Origin of the sequence: Robiginitomaculum antarcticum DSM 21748 (genome assembly GCF_000365025.1) — a bacterium.
GTDB lineage: Bacteria > Pseudomonadota > Alphaproteobacteria > Caulobacterales > Maricaulaceae > Robiginitomaculum > Robiginitomaculum antarcticum.
Map to the genome: position 1 here is coordinate 456,138 of NZ_KB823012.1, position 20,571 is coordinate 476,708.

Genomic DNA, 20,571 nt, shown 5'->3' on the forward strand with positions numbered 1-20,571 from the left:
ATAGAAAAAGGGAGTATGTATCATGAAAATTTCACTACGCACCGCCGTCCAGATATCCGTATCGATTCTACCGCTTATGGCCATTAATGCCTATGCGCAGGTCGATGAGCCCGACAAACCTTATGATGAAATAATTGTAGTCGGCACCCAAATTAAAGGCGCCGATATAGCGGGTGATTTACCTGTTTCCGTGATAACAGCAGAAGACCTTGTAGCCGCGGGCCTTGAGTCCGGAGAAGATCTTCTCCGGTCTATACCTCAAGTCGGTGCAATCGGTTTCAATGGAGAGAATGCGTCTATTGTAGGCATTAACTCGGCCCGCGGAGACGTGGCCTCCTATAATCTCCGTAGTCTCGGAGAGGGGAACACGCTCGTCCTGCTCAATGGCCGCCGCATGGTGCTTCACCCGATCACGCAGACAGATTTCGGCGTCCCCGTTACAACGCCAAATGCGAATACACTTCCTACAGGCGCAATTAAACGCGTCGAAGTCCTCAGGGACGGTGCCGGAGCTATTTATGGAGCCGACGCCGTTGGCGGAGTTATCAATTATGTCCTGGATGACGATTATGACGGCGCGGTAATCAGTAGCCGATTTGGCGGTGAGCTTGACGGCGGACGTTTGAGCTTCAACCTTCGCGGCGCGAAGGGGTTTCAACTCAATGAGGGGCGCACCAGCGTGGTTGTTTCAGCAAGTGCTGACTGGCGCGACGGTTTGCTGGCGAGAGAAAAAGACTATGCAGCGAATTCAGATCAACGCGTGAATGCACCGGATGCTTTTGCGAATGATCTCTCTCTCGACAATCGATCCAGTCTGGAAGTTTTCTCACGCGTGGATTTCAATGGGCTCGGTGGTTTCCACTTGCGTCCGACTGACCTTGTTCGTGACAATGGCAATTTATTAACAGTTGATGATTGCGGTGGTCGAGGATTAGACGGCGCGCAAACGAGCTTTTTTGATGGAGTGTATAATGTGTGTCTGGATTCAAGCGGACAAGACCGCGCTATCCGCCCAAACCGAAACGAACAAAGGACGCTGGTTTCCGACAATGAAAGATACAATTTTTTTGGATACATCAATCACGAATTAAGTGCAGATATGGAGCTTTACGGAGAAGCGTCATATTATCAGTCTAAAACCGAGCGCCAGTGGGAGCAGGCCAGTATATTAAGCAATGGGCGGTTCTTCGTCCCCTCAGATTATTATTATAACCCTTTTGGACCGGTCACATTTGATGATGGCCGTGCAAACCCTAACCGGCTTCCCGGGCTCGACCCTACGATTGTTCCTGTAGAGGGCTTGGGGTTCGAAGTGATCAGCTTGCGGCCCGTAGATGTTGGCCCGCGGGATATTACTGTGACGGGCGACAGTTTCAGGCTTCTCGGCGGGATTCGAGGACAGTTTTCCGGGTGGGATTATGATTCCGCCTTGCTTCACAGTGGCGCAACGGTAACAGACTCGACGGACAACAGGATTAGCACGCCGTTACTTCAGGCCTCGCTGAGACTGGACACGCCCGCCGCTTATAATATTTTCACAGGGGTCAATCCTAATAACCCGGCGAGCATTACAGATTTTACGCCCAATCCTAGAAATGTGATTGATCCGTTTATAGTCAATGTGACACGGGCTGCGGAGACTCAATTAACTTTGGCTGATTTCAGAGTCTCGAACCCCTCAATCTACGCGTTGCCGGACGGAAATATTGGTATTGGCTTGGGCGTAGAATTTCGCTCCGAAACTTTTGACGAGAATAATTCCGACCTTTTAGATGGCAGTGCGCCCTTCATTGACCCGCTAGATACCAGCCTCGCGGCGGGCGAAATTACTAACCAAAGTAGTGTTCAGGGCAGCAGTTTCCGACCGGATATATCGGGTGATCGTCAAGTATTTTCAGCGTGGGGCGAACTGCTCATTCCGGTACTACGGAACCGACCTCTATTTTATCAATTGGATGTACAAGCGGCTGTTCGCTATGAAAACTTTAGTGGAAGCGGTGATATTACGCGACCCAAAATTGGTGTTGCGTGGTCTCCTATTGAGCAGATTAAGTTCCGTGGTGCTTACTCACTGGGCTTCAGAGCTCCGAATTTGGTTCAGTTAAATACACCAGTTTCGAATTTAACAACAAGTGTGGATGATTTCGCAGAGGGCATTTTTCTTGGGACTGGCGACATCAACGATGGTCCGTCCAATGGGAATTATGTTTTAGAAACGTCCGGGAACCCCGATCTTCAACCCGAGACAAGTGAAAATATAAATCTGGGTGTGGTGTTAGAACCGATAAACGATTTCACGTTCACGGCAGACTTCTGGCGCGTCGAAACTGAAGGCACGACCGGCGTGCCGAGTGGCTCGAATGCGTCCCGTTTGGATGCACTTCTTCGAGATCAAGGATCTTTTAATCCAAATGTCATTCGTGACACACCGGACGCTGATAACCCGCTTGGAGAGATCGTTCTTATACGAAGAGGCTTTGAAAACCTAAATCGAAGAACGGTCGAAGGTTTGGATTTAGGTGCCCAGTACAGAAGAGAAACCGGTTTTGGTGATTTAAATTTCAAAGTTAACGCAGCGCGTCTCCTAACATTTGATCAAGAGCCCGGTGAGCTAGCCGACCGACTGGTAGCATTTGGTGCAGATCCCGACAGTCTAGGTTCTGCAGCGGGATCGCTCATTGAAACATCGGATTTTCCAAAATGGCGTGGGCATGCCTCGGTTGGCTGGAGAGGCTTGAATTCTGATTGGAGCGCTTTTGTGTCGGCAAACTACGTTGGTAGTGTAATTCAGACCTTTGTCACAGATGCGGATGGTAATGCGTATGAGGTTCCGTCGCGTATCGTCGTAAATGGATCGATTACTAAGCGTAACCTGTTTCAAGAGGGGCTTAGGGCCCAGCTTGGAATGCAAAACGTCTTTGATGAAGACCCGCCGTTTTCAGATTCTACATACGGCTATAATGGCGCGCTTCATTCCAATCTGGGGCGGTATGTATATTTGAGAATGACAAAAAACTTTGATTAAGATTTTGGGGCGGGTTTTCCGCCCCAAAATATTTATAATGGATTTACTCCCACGGCTCATTTTTCGATTGAAGAGGGTATGCTGAAATTTGTTTTTAAAATTCTTCTTTCGCAGATATCATGATTGTAGCTTGATTTTTAACATTTTGCGAACTTAAAGTATTTTGGTGAGCTTGGTGTATTCTATTTGGATTTATACGGTTCCCTAAACTTAAAAGGACAATACCATGCTCAAACGCTGGCAAAATATTACGCTGTGGAAGCGTGTGCTTATTGGGCTGGCGCTCGGCACAATTATCGGTCTTTCAACGCACTACCTCGGAGGCGAAGCTGGTTCGAACTTTGTAACGGTATGGATTTACCCATTTGGCGAGGCCTTTGTGCGTCTCATCAAAATGCTCATTTTACCATTAATATTTACAACTTTGGTTGTCGGTGTGATCGCGATGGGAGATCCAAAAAGGCTTGGATCACTCGGTGTGAAAACGATCGCGCTTTATTTGTTTACAACCTTTATCGCTGTTTTTCTCGGCTTGGTATCCGGAACAATTTTCAAGCCCGGCGTCGGAATTGATCTATCCAATGTTGATCCCGGCATTCGCGAAAACCTTGCGAAGACCGCCACGCAGGACACACCGACGATTTCGGAGAGCCTACTGGCTGTTATACCTGAAAACCCTGTGGCCGCGATGGCCAGCAACGATATTATTCCGGTTATATTTTTCGCGATCATCATAGGTGTCGGAATCATATCAATAGGAGATAAAGGCAAACCCCTTGTTATTTTTTTTGAGAGTGCCGAGAAAGTCGTTATGAAAATTACCTTATTTGTGATGGAGTTAGCTCCATTTGGAGTTTTTGCTCTTATTACTTGGGTTATGGCAGATGTCGGCCTCAGCATCATTTCTGCTATGGGAAAGCTGGCCCTTGCGCTTTATGTCGCTTGTTTTATCCAAATATTTGTTGTTTATGGCGGGCTTTTTGTCCGGACAATATTGAAATTACCACTTGTCAGATTTTTTTATGGCGTATTGGATGCACAAGGCGTGGCATTTTCAACATCATCCTCCAGTGCGACCTTGCCGGTAACAATATCATGCGCCAAAGATAATTTGGGCGTCGACGATACTATTGCCGGCTCCGTGTTGCCGCTTGGAGCCACGATCAATATGGATGGCACAGCCATTTATCTTGGTATTATCGCCTTATTTGCTGCGCAAGCTTTGGGGATAGAGCTGACATTGATGGAATATATACTCGTTGCTATCACCGTCACTCTGACGTCCATAGGAACCGCTAGCGTACCGTCAGCCAGCCTGTTTTTAGCATTTGCTGTACTCAGCGTATTTGGTGTGACGCTGGAGCAGTATACACTGATCATTGCCTTTATATTCCCCTTTGACCGTCTATTGGATATGATGAGAACTGTCACAAATGTGACGGGGGATATTACAGTTGCGTGCACTGTGGCAAAGTGGGAAGGGCAGCTAGACGAAGAGGTTTTTCGGGCCAAACCCGTGCATTAAGCCCTGGCCTTTCACTAACTAATTTAGGGGCTCGACGGGGGTTAGCTAGCGTGAATTTTATTTTTCATAATTCGATGCGAGGATCTCTTCAATAGCGCGGTAAGCAGAGTCCCCTTTTTGTGGGGCATCGCCGTTATTAATTGCGAAGTAAGCAATGCCAGTCTTTTTTGACATATCTACCCATAAGCCAGATCTGAGACCATAAGCATCACCGGCATGCCCGCTCCATTCTTCGCCTTTGGCTAGATCGTCGGCACACCCCCGGACAGGTGTGGGTAAAATTTGGGTGGCCAGACCATAAGTGCAGTAAAATCCCCTATCCGTATCGCCAATGGTTTCAGCATCAATTTCACCGTTTTTACCGTTATATTGCCATTGCGGCGCTTGCATTTCCATTACCGATTCTGGCGTCAAAAAAACCTGGCCGTTATAACGCCCTTCATTGAGCAGAACCTGACCCACAGTAGTGAGATCGCGAACGGAAATCCGAAGACCGCCTTGCGGTGAAAACAGAGCGCCATTCTCACCCGGCACGTATTTTTCCAGATCGCAATGATGGCCTTTTTTAACGCGAATAGGGCATGGGGGTCGTATGCCCTTTAAATCATCAAGATAAACCTGTCCGTCCAACTTATACATAACGACAGCACTCGCAATTTTTTCATCGCTGCATGTCGTCCAGTTATAACACGCGTCTATAGAGATGGGCTCAAAAACAAGCCGCTCCATAAGTAAGTCTAATCTTTCGCCCGTGGCACGCTCCATGATGGATGTGACAACGGGGAAATTTAAGTTGGAATAGCGAAAAAATGTTCCCGGAGCATGGTCAGGGTCATATACATCAGGAGCGCCAGCGACGTCCTCAAGCGGCACGCCATATCGAACGCCGTAATTTATGCCGTCATCCATCAGGCTGGATGTGTGGGACAGGAGTAGCCTTAATGTGACGGGAGTCTCAGGAAATGCGGGATTGCGTACGTCCCAACCGAGTATATCTGATACATCGTCATCGAGATTAAGCTTCCCCTCTTCGACAAGCTTCATAACGCCCAGTGTAAGAACCAATTTCGAAATAGACGCAATTCGTACAGGGTCGTCCAATGTTAAGACGCGCCCTGATTCACGATCCGCTAGCCCGGAGACCTTACTGTTTTTAATTCCATCTTTATCAAAGGTCGCCCAAGCATAAACTACATTGTCAGGTATCGCATACTCAGCGCCAGATTGTTCCGGTAAATCCGCATCAGTTGAACATGCTGATACAATAAAGAGTGATGCGATTATCAAAGTTATTCTAGACATAGAACTCCCTCATTTTCCTTCGTGTGTTACCGGTGCAGTTAGAGCCACGCCGTCGCTGCGCGGGTCAGCGGCTCCGACCCATTTCCCATCAATTTTCTCCACGGCGTTGACTTTTGAAGATTGACGGCCAAGTCGGACCGAGTGACCCAACTGTTCCAGACGGGGCTTGAGGGCTTGGCTGAGCGCTTTGTCTTCAAGTATGATTTGGTCATCATCAAAGAATATATTGGGAAGGGCTATGGCCTCTTCTGCATTCAAATCAAAGTCGATCACGCCCACGAGGGTTTTGAGAACATGCATAATTATGCGCGGGCCCCCGGCAGAACCTAATGCAAGAATAGGTTCGCCTTGTTCATTATACACGATTGTCGGACTCATTGATGAACGTGGCCGTTTAAAGGCTTGAACGCGGTTTGTCACGGGATGACCGTTTTCCTCGGCAATAAAACTGAAATCAGTCAGTTCATTATTCAAAACCATCCCATTTGCGAGCAGCTGGCTGCCGAATACACCTTCAATTGTTGACGTCATTGCAACAACATTGCCAGTAGCGTCTACGACAGAGAAATGGGTTGTACCGCCTTCATTTATGGGGGCTGGTTTCCCGGATTTAGACGATCCCGGAGGCGTACCGGCTTCTACTTTACCCAAAGCTATATTGGCATCAATTAAGGCTGAACGGGCCTGAAGGTAATCAGGATCAATTAGGCCTTCAACCGGTACCGGAGCAAAATCGTTATCACCTGTATAAATTGAACGGTCAGCATAAGTGAGGCGCATGGCGTCAGCAATTAAATGCCATGAATGAGCAGAGTTTGGGCCCATCGTCTTTAGATCAAATCTCTCCAGCAATCCTAATATACCCAACACGGTTGTTGCCCCGGATGAAGGGGGTCCCATGCCGCAAACGCGGTATTTGCGGTATTGACTACAAACGGCCGCGCGGGGCGTCGCCGTGTATTGAGAGAAATCTAAAGGCGTTACTTGCGCAGGATTGCGTGAGGCCTCGGCGACAACATCACTTATAACACGGGGGTTTTCACCATAATAGAACGCCGGGGCGCCCTCAATGGATATACGTGTTAGTAAAGCGGCAAGTTTAGGATTGCGAATAATATCACCGCCTGAGACGGGTTTTCCATCAGGAGCATATAAGGCCGCAATATCTGGAAAGTCCTGCCAGCCTTGCGACCAGCGCGTGACTGTACGGGAAAAACGAGGGGAGACCTCGAAGCCTTCATTTGCCAGTTTTATCGCGGGTTCAAACAGTTTCGCCCAGGGGAGCGTTCCCCAGCGCCGGTGGGCCTCTTCCATCAGTCGAATATTTCCCGGTATCCCTACAGATAATCCGCCGGGAAACGCATTATTAAATGGAATGGGCTGGCCCTGTTCATCTAAAAAACGTTCGGGAGTGGCGGATCCGGGTGCGCGCTCGCGCCCGTCAATCGTGTCTATCTTAGCTGTTCGTGCATCGTGATGGACAAAAAATCCTCCGCCTCCAATACCACTTGACTGTGGCTCGACTACGGTGAGTGTAATCATCATTGCCAAAGCAGCATCGGTAGCACTGCCGCCAGCCTCGAGCATTTCCAGACCCGCTTCAGACGCTCTGGGATCAGCTGAGGAAACCACGCCCTGAGCAAATGCGGGAAGGGCAATCAGACATAATAAGCCGGTGAGGCTGATTGAGAGAGATAATCTAACTGCGTTAATCTGTGAAAGCATAGTCTGTTCCTTTGGGATTATTCAGGTTATCGGCTACATGCCCTGGCGTCTATTTCTCTATAAAGCCGCTATTCACTTACTGCAGACGCACCGGGACGGCGCGGATCCGCAGCGCCCTGAACGCCGGGAATGTCGAGCACGATGGTTTGGGTGCTGCCGTTCGTTGCATCCACTGTGACCCTGTGACCCCATGCTTCCAGTAACCTCAGCGTGTCCGGCGATACGCCTCTTTCAACGGAAAGCTCGCCTGTGCGATACTCCGGATAAATGCGGGGGGAGTGGGTAGCTTCGGCCACAGTAAGATCATAATCGACCAAGTTAATAATCATTTGGGAGATTGTGCTTGGAATTGTGTTTCCTCCGGGACTTCCGACGAGGGCCCATAACTGACCGTCTTTAAATAACATTGTTGGAGACATGCTGGAGATTGGACGATGGCCGCCTCTCAATTTGTTGGCGCTCCGCAGTTTCCCATCCAAACGCTCTTCTCCTTCTAGTCCAATTCCAAAGTTGCCCATAAGATTTCCGAGCATAAACCCTGTGCCGTCCAGCATCACGCCCGACCCGAAATTGCTGCCCAGTGTAAATGTATTGCTGACAGCGTTACCTTGGGAGTCGACGACTGAAAAATGCGTCGTATCGCGGCTCTCATGCGCAAATGGATCGCCGGGTTCGGTTTGGCCCATAGGGGAAGCGCTGCGTTCAGACATTTGCTTTGCCCGCTCTTTTGCATAAGTTTTTGACGTCATAGTTGTTAGCGGCATTGTTCCGAAATCTACGTCTGTGGCATATCTGAAACGATCGGAAAATGAGAGTTTCATGGCCTCAGCCATAAGGTGATAGCTTTGTGCTGACTTCCAACCGGCGGCCTTCAGGTCAAAATTTTCTAGGATATTAAGAAGTTCTATAATACTCGCGCCGCCGCCGCTGGCAGGAGGCATGGTCACAATTTTGACGCCCCGATAGCTTCCGACCAAGGGCTCTCGGTCAACAGCGCGGTAATTATCCAAATCTTCCGCCGTAATGTAACCGTCGTTTTCGGACATTTCTTTTACAATGCGTTTCGCGATTGGACCGCGGTAGAAGGCATCTGCCCCGCCTATCTTTATGTTTTTAAGCGACCAGGCAAGATCCGGATGTTTTAGTCGTTCGCCATTTGTGTAACTTTCTCCGTCCTGTTTGAAGAAGACATTTGCGGCCACGCCTTCCGCGCTAATTCTATCTCGTGATCTTTCAATTATATCAACCGCGTCCCAAGAGAGAACGTACCCGTTCTCGGCAAGATCAATGGCAGGTTCAACAAGATCTTTCCATGGGAGTTGTCCAAACCGCTGGTGGGCGCGATATAAACCAGCGACTGTTCCGGGTATACCTGCGGCTTTAATGCCTCTATAGGCTTCACCGCTCACACTTCCGTCGGGCTCAAGAAATAAATCCACGGCGGCAGCAGCAGGCGCAACAGAACGGTAATCGATGGCGTAAGTGCGGTTTTCTTTCGCAATATGAACCAACATAAACCCATCCCCGCCAATATTACCGGCCCGCGGCAGGGTGACGGCTAATGCAAAAGCTGTCGCAATTGCTGCGTCTACAGCATTTCCGCCATTTCGGAGTATATCTGCTCCAACTTCACTTGCGATAGAGCTTTGGCTAACAACCATACCTTTGTCGCCCAAAACAGGATTTTCTATTGTTGTATAGAGCGGGGGAAGACTTTGAGCTTGAACCGATATTGGTGCTGCAACAAGACATATATTTCCGAGGAAAATTGCTAAACTTCTTTTGATATGACCCATCTGAAAGCTCCTATTGCCATTAAACATAGTTTTTGTGTTGTTTATCAGTTTCTACTTTAAGATCGCCAAGGCAGGATACTTGATCAAGCCAATGGTTTAATGATCGGCTAAAAGCCTAGGCATAAACCTGAATCCACTCTGCAAATAGTAGTCAACAAGAAACCGGTTTCCAATGAGTCAGGCTAAAGCAATTTGGCTCTGGCATATAGCTTTCGTCTATACCGTAAAGCGCTTCACGAATTGTCTCAACCTTCAGAAATACCCTATTGTTAGTTTTAATGGCAGTGGATTGATTGCCTGAAATTTCAGGCGCAAAGCCCTAAGATGCCATTAGAAAAGAAATCGCTATGATAAAAACTGGAGCTATGCGAATTTAAATTATGATGTCACTCCGTCATATCGAGGTGTTTTGCGCCGTATACCAAGCGGGGTCAGTCAGTGGAGCGGCACGACATCTTAACGTCTCACAGCCTTCCGTAAGCAAAGTTCTAAGGCACGCTGAAAGCCGGATAGGGTTCACATTGTTTAAGGTTGTTAAGGGCCGCTTGGCCCCCACCGACGAAGCTCATATCCTCTATAATGAAGCCCGTGATGTATATTCTAGGATACACTCTCTAAATGAAACAGCTAAGAATATTGGTCGGGGGAATGACGGTCATATACGCATAGCAGTTCTGCCGTCTCTCGGTTTGGAAGTTGCGCCCTCTACAGTGGCTGCATTTCTCCGGAAGTTCCCCAACGTCACATTTGATATAAAGACGATGCATAACGAAGATATGTTGCGGTCATTATATGAGCGCCATAGCGATATTGGTATTGTTTATGACGCGCCCTTGCACCCCCGCCTGACTTACAAGAAAATTGGCAAAGCCGAACTTGTATTATTATACCGTAAAAGCGAGCTCCCCGATTTACCTAAAGAGGTATCAATGGACATGATCGGCGCGCGCAAGATTATTCGGCTGACCGATGAAGGCACTGTTGGTAATCTTGTGAATGTGCAGCTCGGCACGAATTTAGATATGACATCAAATATCACTGTCCAGACATATTATATTGCGGCTGCATTGGTCAGACACGGTGCCGGATTGGCCATAGTCGATGAATTTACAGCGCGTGCAAATCTGTCCGAAGATTTGGACTTCAGGCCGTTTAAGAAACGCGTCCAGTATGAGATTTACTGCATTCATCTGGATGACCGTCCAATGTCAAAATTGTCGAAGGAGTTTACCAAGATCATGAAAAGGACGCTGTCATCTATATCCTTTTCATGAAGACCCAGATTGATCTCAATTGCCAAACACATGAAATGGAGATCTTGTATGATTAACCGAAGACAATTCGTAATGGGAAGTTCGGCGTGGGGTTTGGCAGGATGTGCGCTCCGACATGAAAGAGTCTTAGATGTCGCCTATATTAACCTGCGCGCTTGGACGGCGGACAGTCGAAAATCCTCAACAGACGCTATTGGGATCGTCGGTAATAAAATTGCTGTTTTGGGCCGTAGTGCTGTAGAGTCTCATACAGGAAAAAGAACGCAAATAATTGATTTAGAAGGGGCTTTTGTAACCCCCGGATTTATTGACAACCACACCCACTTTCTAACCGGATCTAATCGCCTTACTCAACCCGATCTGCTTTCTGCGACGTCACGTCAAGAATTTGCGGATCGACTCGGGAAAGCCGCGCGAGAGCGTCCCGGAAAATGGATTTTGGGGGGAAGTTGGGATGAACAAAGACTGGGAGGGGATATCCCGGATAAAAGCTGGATTGATGCCGCAACCCCGGACACGCCTGTGGCTGTACCTCGCACAGATCTGCACATGTATTTGCTCAACAGCGTAGCCCTAAAGATGGCGGGGATTACCCGCGACACGCCCGACATAGACGGCGGCGTTATCGGGCGGGACGCCAATGGGGACCCTAATGGCATCTTGAAAGATAATGCCAGATCGCTTGCGCGCCGCGCTTTTCCTGAAACATCTCATGCCGAGCAGAATGACAATATGCGCGGCGGTATTGCGCATGCTCTATCACGCGGTTTTACCCAAGTGCATTCTGTTGAGCGAGGGTGGAGTAATTTTGAGACGGCGCGGCGACTTCGGGAAAAAGGCGATACAGACTTACGCTTTTATTGCTTTGCAGCGGCCAAAAATTGGCAAAAACTATCCGCGATTATTAAGGCGGAGGGACGCGGAGACGAGTGGGTACGCTGGGGCGGTGTGAAAGCACTCTCAGACGGCTCTCTCGGATCGCGCACGGCTTTGTTTCGCGATCCCTATAGCGACGAACCCGGACACTATGGCGTTAGAACTATCCAAACATCGGTGCTTAAGGATTATATACTGGGTGCTGACAAAGCGAACTTACAGGTGGCCACACATGCGATTGGGGATCTCGCGAATGACGAGGTTCTGGATATCTATAAAGATGTGGCGCGGATTAACGGACCTCGGGATAGACGGTTTCGCATTGAGCACGCCCAGCATCTAACACTTGATGCCATTGGCCGCTTTGCGCGTCAAAATGTGATTGCATCGGTTCAACCCTATCACGCCATTGATGACGGGAGGTGGGCGGATAAACGGATTGGACAGAAGCGCCTGCAGGGAACCTATGCTTTCCATTCGCTGATGGAAAAAAGTGCTGTCGTAACTTTTGGATCCGACTGGCCTGTTGCTCCGCTGAATTTGTTTCAAGGTCTATATGCGGCCGTCACCCGCCAAACGATTGACGGCGAAAACCCTAATGGTTGGATTCCCCATGAAAAAGTTGCAATGGAACAAGCCTTAACAGCCTATACCGTAAATAATGCATATTCAGGTTTTCAAGAAAAAAAGCTTGGACAAATCCGGACCGGATTTCTAGCTGACCTCACTGTTTTTGACCGAAATCTCCTCAATGTTAAACCGGATGAGATTTTGACAACTCAAGTCTTAAAAACCATAGTCAATGGCCGCGAACGTTATCGTGCGTAACAGGTTATAATTCTATGTCTGGCGTCAAAACTATTTTTATAGCTAAGATTGGTAATGGCCGGGTATCTCATCCATCACACACTTAACTCTTTTTAACCTCTGTACTGCTTTCACATTTGTGTAAAATCTTTGATGACCCATCCGCCGGACATGTGTTTGCACGTTCTCTTCTCTCTCCATGAGGATGAAGATTAACAAGAACCCTCGCTTAGCCCGGGCCTAAGTCTGTGCCATGGACGATCACGTCAAACACATTACACGCCCCGGAGGTCTTTGATTTTAACAGTGCCCAACATGATCAACGTAATATTAAAAAGAATGACAATGAATAAAGCGGGGAGACCTCCTAAATTTGACATCATTTTCACACCGTCGATTCCGGATAAAGAGGTCATAACCCATGCGGCTATTCCGACCAGGCTGGCCCAAATGAATTTAATTCCGATGCGGCTTCCTGCCGCCGGATCCGGTGTTTTATCTTTGACGCACAACGCGGCCATTACCTCCATATTCGAATCGGCTGCTGTGACGTAGGATATAAAAGATACGATTATGAAGAGGATCGCGACCGGAATAGCTAAGGGTAAAAAATCTATTACCGCAAATAATACCTGATCAGGCCCGTCAGTATCTAAAACATCTTTCAAGAATCCCGGATTATTACTTTCAACGTTTAAAGAGGTACCCCCGAATATCGTCATCCATAAAATAGAAAAGAGAGCGGGAGCAAAAAAGTTCACAAATACATATTCGCGTACCGTGTATCCGCGCGAAATTTTCCCTAAAAACATGGCGGTGAGGGGCGCCCAAGCCAACCAATTTGCCCAGTAAAAGACTGTCCAGGAATTTAGCCATTCACGATTATTAAAGGGATCCAAAAAGAGTGACCGCGGAATGAATTCCGCCGCGTATTGGCCGATGGATCGGAAGCCTAACTCCAAAATGCCCCAGGTTGAGCCTGCAAAAAGGACAAAAATCATCAGAGCAATAAATATTTTTGTATTGATGTCAGAAAGAATGCGAATGCCCCGATGTAAGCCGCTCACGGAGGAGAGAAAGAACGCCGATACGATGGCAAGAGCAACACATGCCAAAAGGAGAGGACTGGATGACAACGAGGTTAATCGGTCAATCCCGCCCGAAATCGACATCATCCCAACGCCAAGCACGGCCGTGAGACCAAATAGCAAGGAAAGTAGAGCAAATCCGTCTAAAATATCCGCCCCCACTTGCGGCACAGTCCGGCCGGTTAGGGCCGATATTGGTGAGGACAAAGAAAATGGCTTTTTGAGATTGTAATAAACGAGCGCAAATGTGAGTCCGGGAATTGTATAGATCGCATAGGGCGTAAAGGCCCAATGCATAAAGAGGGTCGTCATCGAAAACCCAACCGCCTCATCACTTCCTGCTACAATAGATAGTCCGCCTGGATTATAGAGATGATAAATAGGCTCGGCTGTGGCCCAGAATAATATGCCGACGGCCACTGTCGTCGTTAGCGTTATGGCGAACCAATTCCAGCGGGATAACAAAGGCGTTGACGCCGCGCCGCCTATCCGAATTTTGCCAATCGGTGAGACCATGGCCCAACAGCAGGTCAAAACGAACGCGAAAGCTCCAAAAGAGAAAGCATGCGCGAATACAGCTAGGATCCAGTCATTAATTGAAGAGGTTACACTAAGGAAAACGCCAGTATTGACGAGGCTTGTAACGACAAGTGCGATAAAAACCGATATCGGCAGCCAAAACACTATGGGACGAATGTTAGAAAATTTCACTGAATTCCAATTTTATAATTAAATGTCACTGGTATAGGAAAGCAATGTTCTATCAATGTCATCTTTAAAAATAAAAATGCAAATTTCGCAGGTCGTCACGCAATACTGTTTGCCACACGGTTGATTGCCGCATCTATCTGTATTTCGGCCGCATCAAAAACATTGGGCTCATTCCTTACCGTGAATATTGATAGTTCAGTGCACGCAATAATAACAGGACAAATTCGGCTTAATTCAAGCACACAGTCCCGAAAATGATTAATATCTTCGGGCGTTTCTGTACGGGTGTAAACTTTTAGCCTAAAGGCATCGACGAGCGCTATCGCTTTTTCAGATACAGGCATCGGTTTCACACTTATAGATTTAAGCGCGTTCGCCCAGTAAGTTGATGTCATTGTATGCGCTGAACCGAGGACCACAACGTGATCGATTTGGACACTTTTTAGATGTGCAAGTGTTTCGTCAACGGGATGAATAACGGGAACGGCGGCGCGGGGTGCCGGCAGTCGGTCAAAAGTCTCGTGCAAGGTCATGTTCGGTATGACCACGACGTCACAGCACGATAGTGTGTTCAGACCGTTTCGCAAAGCGGGTTCAAGAACGGAAAAGTGATTTGGTAAATGCGCGTTAATAAGATCGAAGTTCATGTCGTTCACTACAACCGGGACGGTTTTCGCGCCAAGCAATGCCCGGATGCGGCTTAAGTAATATGAGGTGCTGCGCTCGCCAAGCTTTAACAACCCAATGCCGTGACTGCGGCTCATATTCGGTCCATGACAATATCCAAAAAATAGTTCTGAGAGTCCCGCAGGACTTTGATTATTTGAAACTGGGTGTTCCCAATAATGCTGTCGACAATATCTAAGTTATATTTGCGCGAAATTTCAGTGTGTATCCGTTCGCCCTTTGCAAAATTAAAGCTTTGATCCAAGGCCTCTATGCGGATGCATTGTTCGCGCAAACTCATAAGATAGCTCGCTGCGATGCCCGTTTTTTCCGAATATTCAGGCACATGCCGGAAGCTTGTTAAGTCAAATTCACCACCGAGCTCCCGGTTGATTCGGGCAAGAAGATTTATATTAAAGGCAGCGGTCACCCCGCCGGCATCGTTATAGGCCGGCAATATGATATCGGCGGATTTAATCTGGTCCACACCCAGTATCAACCGGTCCCCGGGTTTGAAGCAGTCAGACAACTCTTCCAAAAATATAGCTGACTTGTCGTCCGTGAGATTGCCAAGATTAGAGCCTAGATAGAGAACCACGCGGGGCGTTTCGGTTTCATATAGAATGTTCAACTGCTCAAAATAGTCACCAATTTTGGGCGCAATGTGCATTTGCGGCAGATGCCGCAAGAGACGGGCTTCCAACTGCGTGAGAACATGTGAGGAAATGTCTACCGGAACATAGGTAAAGTCATACCCGGCGGCCAACAACCCTTCGAGAAGATGCAGAGTTTTCTGTCCGTCTCCGGCTCCGAGTTCCACGAGTTCAAAATGCAGAGTTGGATTTTGTCCGAGCGCAGCAATCAGCTCATGTGTTTGCTGCGTAAAAATTTCCATTTCCGCGCGTGTTAGATAGTATTCGGGCAGGTCCATAATTTTTATGAACAGTTTATCGCCAAGGGCGTCGTAAAAATATTTCGACGGCAATGTTTTCGGGGTGGCGCCAAGTCCGGCGGCCACATCATTTGCAAATTGACCGGACATCTATCTTGCGAGTCGTAGCCCGGAGAATTGCCACCGTTTGTCAGGATGAAAAAAGTTCCGATAACTTGCCCGAACATGATCTTTGGGTGTGACACAGGACCCACCCTTTAATACAATAACATTACTCATGAATTTGCCATTATACTCGCCAATGGTTCCGTCCTCGGGACGAAAGCCGGGATAGGGTACAAATGGGCTCGCGGTCCACTCCCAAACATCGCCAAACAGTGCTGAAATCTCGTTCTTCCGGGTCGGTTGGGGCGCGGGACGCAAACGGCCGGATTCCAAAAAATTTCCCTGTACAAGTTTGTCTGTGGCGGCGAATTCCCATTCTGCTTCGGTCGGGAGTCTTGCTTTCGCAAAACACGCATAAGCGTCGGCTTCATAGTAAGAAATATGATGGACCGGCGCATCGGGATCGACGGGTTGCGCGCCGCGCAAGGTCTGGCTCCACCACGCTCCGTCTTGCTCAAACCAATAAAGCGGAGCGGTCCAACCGTTTGCCTGACAGGCCGCGAACCCATCTGAAAGCCAGTAAGCCGGGGTGTTATATCCGCCAGCGCTCATAAATGTCATCCATTCAGAATTGGTCACAGTTCTGCTGGCAAGTTCAAAGGGGTGGACAATAACATCGTGAGACGGCGCTTCGCAGTCGAAATGGAAATCGGGCCCATCATAACCAAGTGGCATGACGCCTCCCTCAAACTTTACCCATGCATTGGATCCGGATAATGTGTCATATGCGAGCGGCTTAGCGTGACGATAAGCTGGGCGGAGCGGGTTTTGTGCAAAGAGGTGCAGGATATCAGTCAGGGCTAATTCCTGGTGCTGTTCCTCATGGGCTAAGCCTAATGGCAATAGATTCAAGGCCCGCTGATTTCCCGCAGTGATAAGCTCTTCCATATGCGATGTGACATGTTGTCTATAATCTAATATGCGCTCCAGCGCTGGCCGAGTGAGCAGGCCCCGACTCCCTCTGTCGTGACGATCTCCAACACCGTCATAATAGGAATTAAAAAGGTAAGAAAATTCAGGGTCGAATCGCGCTGTTTCGCCGCGTTCAGGCGCGACGACAAATTCTTCAAAAAACCAACTTGTATGCGCCAGATGCCACTTCATGGGACTGGCATCAGGCATTGACTGTACGGTTGCATCCGCGTCGCTCAGACCCGCGGCTAATGTCTCGGTGGTCGCCCGAACGCCCTGAAACCGTTTAAGGGCCGCGGTGTTAGATTTCAGGACGGCAGATTCTGGGTTAGAGGTTGAAAGCATGAATTGTCCTTTTAAGTCTCTCCTACACTAACATCCGTGCCTCTGGTAAGTTCCTTGTGAATTCTAAGCCGGTTTGAAATAGCGTCCTATATCAATGTCTGTTTACACACGCGTTCGAAAACCTTACAATTTACTTATGCCAAATTTACCGAATTACTCCGCGTTAAAGGCTGTTATTCTCAACTGTTCCTTGAAGCGGGATGCCAAGCAATCGCACACACAATTGCTTTTAAATGCCGTAACCAGCTTAATGCAAATAGCCAAAGTGGACGTTTCAACGCTACATATGGCGGATCATAATGTGCCGCCCGGCGTATATCCCGATATGACTGATCACGGATATGAGGCGGATGAATGGCCCGATCTTTGGAAAATAATCAAGGCGGCAGATATTCTCATTATCGGCACGCCGATCTGGTTAGGGGTAGAGAGTTCGATATGCCGGATTGCCATTTAACGTCTCTATGCCATGAGCGGCAAATTGAATGCCAAGGGCCAAAGCATTTTTTACGGAAAAGTCGGGGGCGCTGTCGTGACGGGTAATGAAGACGGTGTGAAACATTGCGGTATGAGCCTGCTCTATTCAATGCAACATTTGGGTTATGTCATACCGCCACAAGCGGATTGCGGCTGGATCGGAGAAATCGGCCCCGGGCCTTCATTTGGCGATGATGTTGACGGGCAACCCGCAGGATATGACAGTGAGTTTACGCAACGCAATACGACTATCATGACGTGGAATTTGATGCATATGGCTCACGCGCTCAAGTCACAGGGCGGTATTCCCGCTTATGGCAATGACCGTAATGCCTGGAAGGACGGCGAGCGTTTCGGATTTAAATTTCCGGACCAGGGCTTGGATTAGCTCTATGGATCTTGAACAACCAAAATGTACTGAGCCGAGGCTCAGTTGCGGCTACGATTAACCCATATCATTGCCAATGGGCTGACGTCTGTTTTGGGGAGTGGCTGTGTGAGATGAAGATGAACACTCAAATGCAATAAGCAGCGCAAAACGCTGGGTTTCTCCTAAACCTCCCCCGACTTTATAATTATAAGGCTTGAGTAGTGCAGCATCACTGCATCGCGTCTCGGTAAAAGCGGAGCTCCGAAATCGCCTCCAGAGACATTTTCCTGAAATAGCGTATTACCGGCCCATCAGAGACGTATCTTACAGACGGTTTGTCATCTGTATCCGGCTAAGTCTTCGTTAGCAGCGTGTTCTTTATGAGTGATATGAGTGGGTCATGTTGTGCCAGAAGGTAATGGCGGAGACGAAGGGATTCGAACCCTCGATACCCTTTTGAGGTATACTCCCTTAGCAGGGGAGCGCCTTCGACCACTCGGCCACGTCTCCGCTGGCGGGTCTATGGGATTGATACCGTTGGGGCAAGCTGTCTTTTCGGTTAATCTGTATAAAGACGGGCTGTCTTCGCCCGACCTCCGATTACTGAATGCCGAACTGCATTTCAGATAAACGGGCATAAAGGCCGCCGGTTTTGGCGAGGCTGTCATGCGTGCCGGTTTCGACAATTCGCCCTTGGTCTAATACGATAATTCGGTCGGCCTTACGGACGGTGGACAGGCGGTGGGCAATCACCAATGTGGTTTTGGATTTGGACAGATTTTCAAATGCCGACTGCACCGCGATTTCGCTTTCGCTATCCAGCGCGCTGGTCGCCTCGTCAAGCAGCAGGACGGGCGCGTCACGCAATATGGCGCGGGCAATGGCAATGCGTTGCCGCTGCCCGCCTGACAGAGACGCGGCAGCTTCACCTAAATCCGTGTTGTACCCTTGTGGAAGCGCGGAAATAAAATCATGAGCAAAGGCAGATTTTGCCGCCGCTATCACGTCGTCGTCGCTCGCGCCGTCGCGGCCATATCGAATATTTTCCATGGCCGTGCCGGAAAAGAGCGGCGTATTTTGCTGCACGATAGAAAATTGCCGCCGCAAATTCTCGGGCGCAAGCGCGCGAACGTCATGACCGTCAATTTTTACGGCTCCGCTGTTTACATCGTAAAACCTCAAAAGGAGCTGAAAAACCGTTGTCTTGCCTGCCCCTGACGGGCCGACCAGTGCAATGGTCTCGCCGGGCTTAATATCAAATCCCACGCCATGAAGCGCCTGTTGCTCAGGGCGTGTAGGATATGAAAAACTGACATCATCGAAACGGATTTCCCCGCGCGCCACGCCGATCACTTCGGGTTTCTCAGGCGCTATAATATCTGATGTTTCAGATAATAGTTCCATGATTCGTTCTGTCGCGCCGGCGGCGCGTAGAAAATCGGTATATGTATTGGTGAGGAACCCGACGCCCGAGACAGCAGCAAATGCGTAATAGGAAAAGCCGACAATGTCGCCGCCCGATAAGTCTCCGGTTTGAACGAGTTCGGCGCCATACCAGAACACACCGACCATGCCGGCCATTCCAAACCCGAATAGGACGAAGGTCATGACGCTACGCACCAGAATACGGCTGCGGTGGGCATCAAATGTGGCCTCTGTGGCACGGCCAAAATCTTCGCGCTCTTTGACCTCGCGCGTAAAGGCCTGAACGGTCTGGATGGCTCCAAGGCTCTCGCCGGCACGAACTGAAGCCGTTGCAAGGTTGTCTTGCGAGCTTCTGGACAGCCGCTGAACACGTCTTCCGAAAACAATTCCAATCAGAATTAAGAACGGGCCAATGGAAATTACCATTAAGGTTAGCTTCCAGCTTATAAAAAACATAAGAACCAGCGCGCCGATTGATGTTACAATTGTGCGCAATGCAAAGCTGATCGAACTTCCGATAACGGTTTCGATCAGCATTGTATCTGTTGTGAGACGTGACTGAACTTCTCCGGTGTGAACGCGCTCAAAAAACGATGTCGAAAGTGTGGTCAGATGGTTGTAAACCGCTTTGCGTAAGTCTGCGATGACGCGCTGTCCCAATACGGACACATAATAGAAACGGAGCGCAGAGAAGACAGCGGTAAAGAAGGCGACCGCTATACCGAGTTTGAAATATGAGCCCATATTTGCGGCATTACCCAGAGCGAACCTTTCGCATTCAGCGGGCAGCTCGCCGCTTCCTCCGAAACCGCAATCCACAATGAGCTTCATGGCCCAACCAATAGACAGGCTCAGCATGGCTGCGAGCACCATGAAAATCAAGAAAAGCGCGATTGTGCCAGGATAGTTCAGGACGAACGGCATGATGCGGCGCAACGGTTTGACGGATTTCGCGCGGCTGCGAGCCTGTTTATCCTGCTCTAGCTCGGCAGCAAAAGTCGACGCACGGCGCACACTTTCAGGAGGAGTCAAAGACGGTGATGAGTTAGGGGCAGTCTGAGCCAATGAAATCTCCTGAATATGGCGGGCGGCTTACCACAAAGACAATTGAGTCGGCTGTGACATAAACGTCACAGCCATATGCAAATCAGTGCATATGACCGTTGAATGCCTTGCCATTTTAGCGCTGG

At 48.8% G+C, this 20,571-nt stretch carries 14 protein-coding genes and 1 tRNA gene; 6 read left to right on the forward strand and 9 right to left on the reverse strand.

Annotation, left to right across the window (positions count from 1 at the left end; all coding sequences use genetic code 11):
• Window positions 1-22: 22 nt before the first annotated feature.
• Window positions 23-3,025, forward strand: coding sequence for a TonB-dependent receptor domain-containing protein (locus tag H142_RS0109055; protein ID WP_017931812.1), 3,003 nt, complete (start codon window positions 23-25; stop codon window positions 3,023-3,025).
• Window positions 3,026-3,251: 226 nt separating this feature from the next.
• Entirely contained in the window at window positions 3,252-4,550 is a 1,299-nt protein-coding gene (locus H142_RS0109060; protein WP_017931813.1) for a dicarboxylate/amino acid:cation symporter, read from the forward strand.
• A gap of 57 nt (window positions 4,551-4,607) precedes the next feature.
• Here the strand turns inward: H142_RS0109060 and H142_RS0109065 are convergent, their stop codons facing one another.
• The 3 genes from H142_RS0109065 to ggt (H142_RS0109075) all read right to left on the reverse strand — a co-directional run bounded on the left by H142_RS0109065 (window position 4,608) and on the right by ggt (H142_RS0109075) (window position 9,373).
• Complete coding sequence (locus H142_RS0109065; protein WP_017931814.1) at window positions 4,608-5,852, reverse strand: serine hydrolase domain-containing protein; 1,245 nt, start codon at window positions 5,850-5,852, stop codon at window positions 4,608-4,610.
• Window positions 5,853-5,861: 9 nt separating this feature from the next.
• Window positions 5,862-7,577 carry a gamma-glutamyltransferase gene (gene ggt, locus H142_RS0109070; protein ID WP_017931815.1) on the reverse strand — a complete coding sequence of 572 codons (1,716 nt, stop codon included), beginning with the start codon at window positions 7,575-7,577 and terminating at the stop codon, window positions 5,862-5,864.
• 68 nt (window positions 7,578-7,645) lie between these two features.
• Window positions 7,646-9,373, reverse strand: a complete 1,728-nt coding sequence (gene ggt / locus H142_RS0109075) for a gamma-glutamyltransferase (protein ID WP_017931816.1) — start codon at window positions 9,371-9,373, stop codon at window positions 7,646-7,648.
• A 383-nt stretch (window positions 9,374-9,756) separates the two neighbouring features.
• Between ggt (H142_RS0109075) and H142_RS16660 the strand changes: the two genes are divergently transcribed.
• Together H142_RS16660 and H142_RS0109085 are read left to right on the forward strand one after the other, a co-directional pair.
• Window positions 9,757-10,647, forward strand: coding sequence for a LysR family transcriptional regulator (locus H142_RS16660; protein ID WP_026147924.1), 891 nt, complete (start codon window positions 9,757-9,759; stop codon window positions 10,645-10,647).
• A gap of 48 nt (window positions 10,648-10,695) precedes the next feature.
• The gene (locus H142_RS0109085) at window positions 10,696-12,351 is read left to right on the forward strand and encodes an amidohydrolase (RefSeq protein WP_033315086.1); all 1,656 of its coding nucleotides are present in this window, start codon (window positions 10,696-10,698) and stop codon (window positions 12,349-12,351) included.
• 254 nt (window positions 12,352-12,605) lie between these two features.
• Here the strand turns inward: H142_RS0109085 and H142_RS15115 are convergent, their stop codons facing one another.
• The 4 genes from H142_RS15115 to egtB all read right to left on the reverse strand — a co-directional run bounded on the left by H142_RS15115 (window position 12,606) and on the right by egtB (window position 17,109).
• A complete protein-coding gene (locus H142_RS15115) occupies window positions 12,606-14,129 on the reverse strand; it encodes a BCCT family transporter (RefSeq protein WP_156811967.1) in 1,524 nt (507 codons plus the stop codon).
• Between the two features lie 95 nt (window positions 14,130-14,224).
• Window positions 14,225-14,893, reverse strand: coding sequence for an aspartate/glutamate racemase family protein (locus H142_RS0109095; RefSeq protein ID WP_017931821.1), 669 nt, complete (start codon window positions 14,891-14,893; stop codon window positions 14,225-14,227).
• Window positions 14,890-15,837, reverse strand: coding sequence for an L-histidine N(alpha)-methyltransferase (gene egtD, locus H142_RS0109100; protein WP_017931822.1), 948 nt, complete (start codon window positions 15,835-15,837; stop codon window positions 14,890-14,892). Before egtD ends, H142_RS0109095 begins: the two co-directional genes overlap by 4 nt.
• Window positions 15,838-17,109, reverse strand: coding sequence for an ergothioneine biosynthesis protein EgtB (gene egtB, locus H142_RS0109105; RefSeq protein ID WP_017931823.1), 1,272 nt, complete (start codon window positions 17,107-17,109; stop codon window positions 15,838-15,840).
• 136 nt (window positions 17,110-17,245) lie between these two features.
• Here egtB and H142_RS17045 point away from each other — a divergent pair, with 136 nt between their 5' ends.
• Complete coding sequence (locus H142_RS17045; RefSeq protein WP_017931824.1) at window positions 17,246-17,566, forward strand: flavodoxin family protein; 321 nt, start codon at window positions 17,246-17,248, stop codon at window positions 17,564-17,566.
• A 12-nt stretch (window positions 17,567-17,578) separates the two neighbouring features.
• The gene (locus H142_RS17050; RefSeq protein WP_017931825.1) at window positions 17,579-17,974 is read left to right on the forward strand and encodes a hypothetical protein; all 396 of its coding nucleotides are present in this window, start codon (window positions 17,579-17,581) and stop codon (window positions 17,972-17,974) included.
• 401 nt (window positions 17,975-18,375) lie between these two features.
• Here H142_RS17050 and H142_RS0109115 read toward each other — a convergent pair.
• Together H142_RS0109115 and H142_RS0109120 are read right to left on the reverse strand one after the other, a co-directional pair.
• Window positions 18,376-18,466: transfer RNA gene (locus tag H142_RS0109115), tRNA-Ser, on the reverse strand.
• 90 nt (window positions 18,467-18,556) lie between these two features.
• Complete coding sequence (locus H142_RS0109120) at window positions 18,557-20,446, reverse strand: ABC transporter transmembrane domain-containing protein (protein ID WP_233341652.1); 1,890 nt, start codon at window positions 20,444-20,446, stop codon at window positions 18,557-18,559.
• Between the last annotated feature and the right edge of the window lie 125 nt (window positions 20,447-20,571).

Coding starts and splice junctions, on each gene's coding strand:
- H142_RS0109055 (WP_017931812.1), top strand. CDS start 23: ATGAAAATTTCACTACGCACCGCCGTCCAGATATCCGTATCGATTCTA.
- H142_RS0109060 (WP_017931813.1), top strand. CDS start 3,252: ATGCTCAAACGCTGGCAAAATATTACGCTGTGGAAGCGTGTGCTTATT.
- H142_RS0109065 (WP_017931814.1), bottom strand. CDS start 5,852: ATGTCTAGAATAACTTTGATAATCGCATCACTCTTTATTGTATCAGCA.
- ggt (WP_017931815.1), bottom strand. CDS start 7,577: ATGCTTTCACAGATTAACGCAGTTAGATTATCTCTCTCAATCAGCCTC.
- ggt (WP_017931816.1), bottom strand. CDS start 9,373: ATGGGTCATATCAAAAGAAGTTTAGCAATTTTCCTCGGAAATATATGT.
- H142_RS16660 (WP_026147924.1), top strand. CDS start 9,757: ATGTCACTCCGTCATATCGAGGTGTTTTGCGCCGTATACCAAGCGGGG.
- H142_RS0109085 (WP_033315086.1), top strand. CDS start 10,696: ATGATTAACCGAAGACAATTCGTAATGGGAAGTTCGGCGTGGGGTTTG.
- H142_RS0109095 (WP_017931821.1), bottom strand. CDS start 14,893: ATGAGCCGCAGTCACGGCATTGGGTTGTTAAAGCTTGGCGAGCGCAGC.
- egtD (WP_017931822.1), bottom strand. CDS start 15,837: ATGTCCGGTCAATTTGCAAATGATGTGGCCGCCGGACTTGGCGCCACC.
- egtB (WP_017931823.1), bottom strand. CDS start 17,109: ATGCTTTCAACCTCTAACCCAGAATCTGCCGTCCTGAAATCTAACACC.
- H142_RS17045 (WP_017931824.1), top strand. CDS start 17,246: ATGCCAAATTTACCGAATTACTCCGCGTTAAAGGCTGTTATTCTCAAC.
- H142_RS17050 (WP_017931825.1), top strand. CDS start 17,579: ATGAGCGGCAAATTGAATGCCAAGGGCCAAAGCATTTTTTACGGAAAA.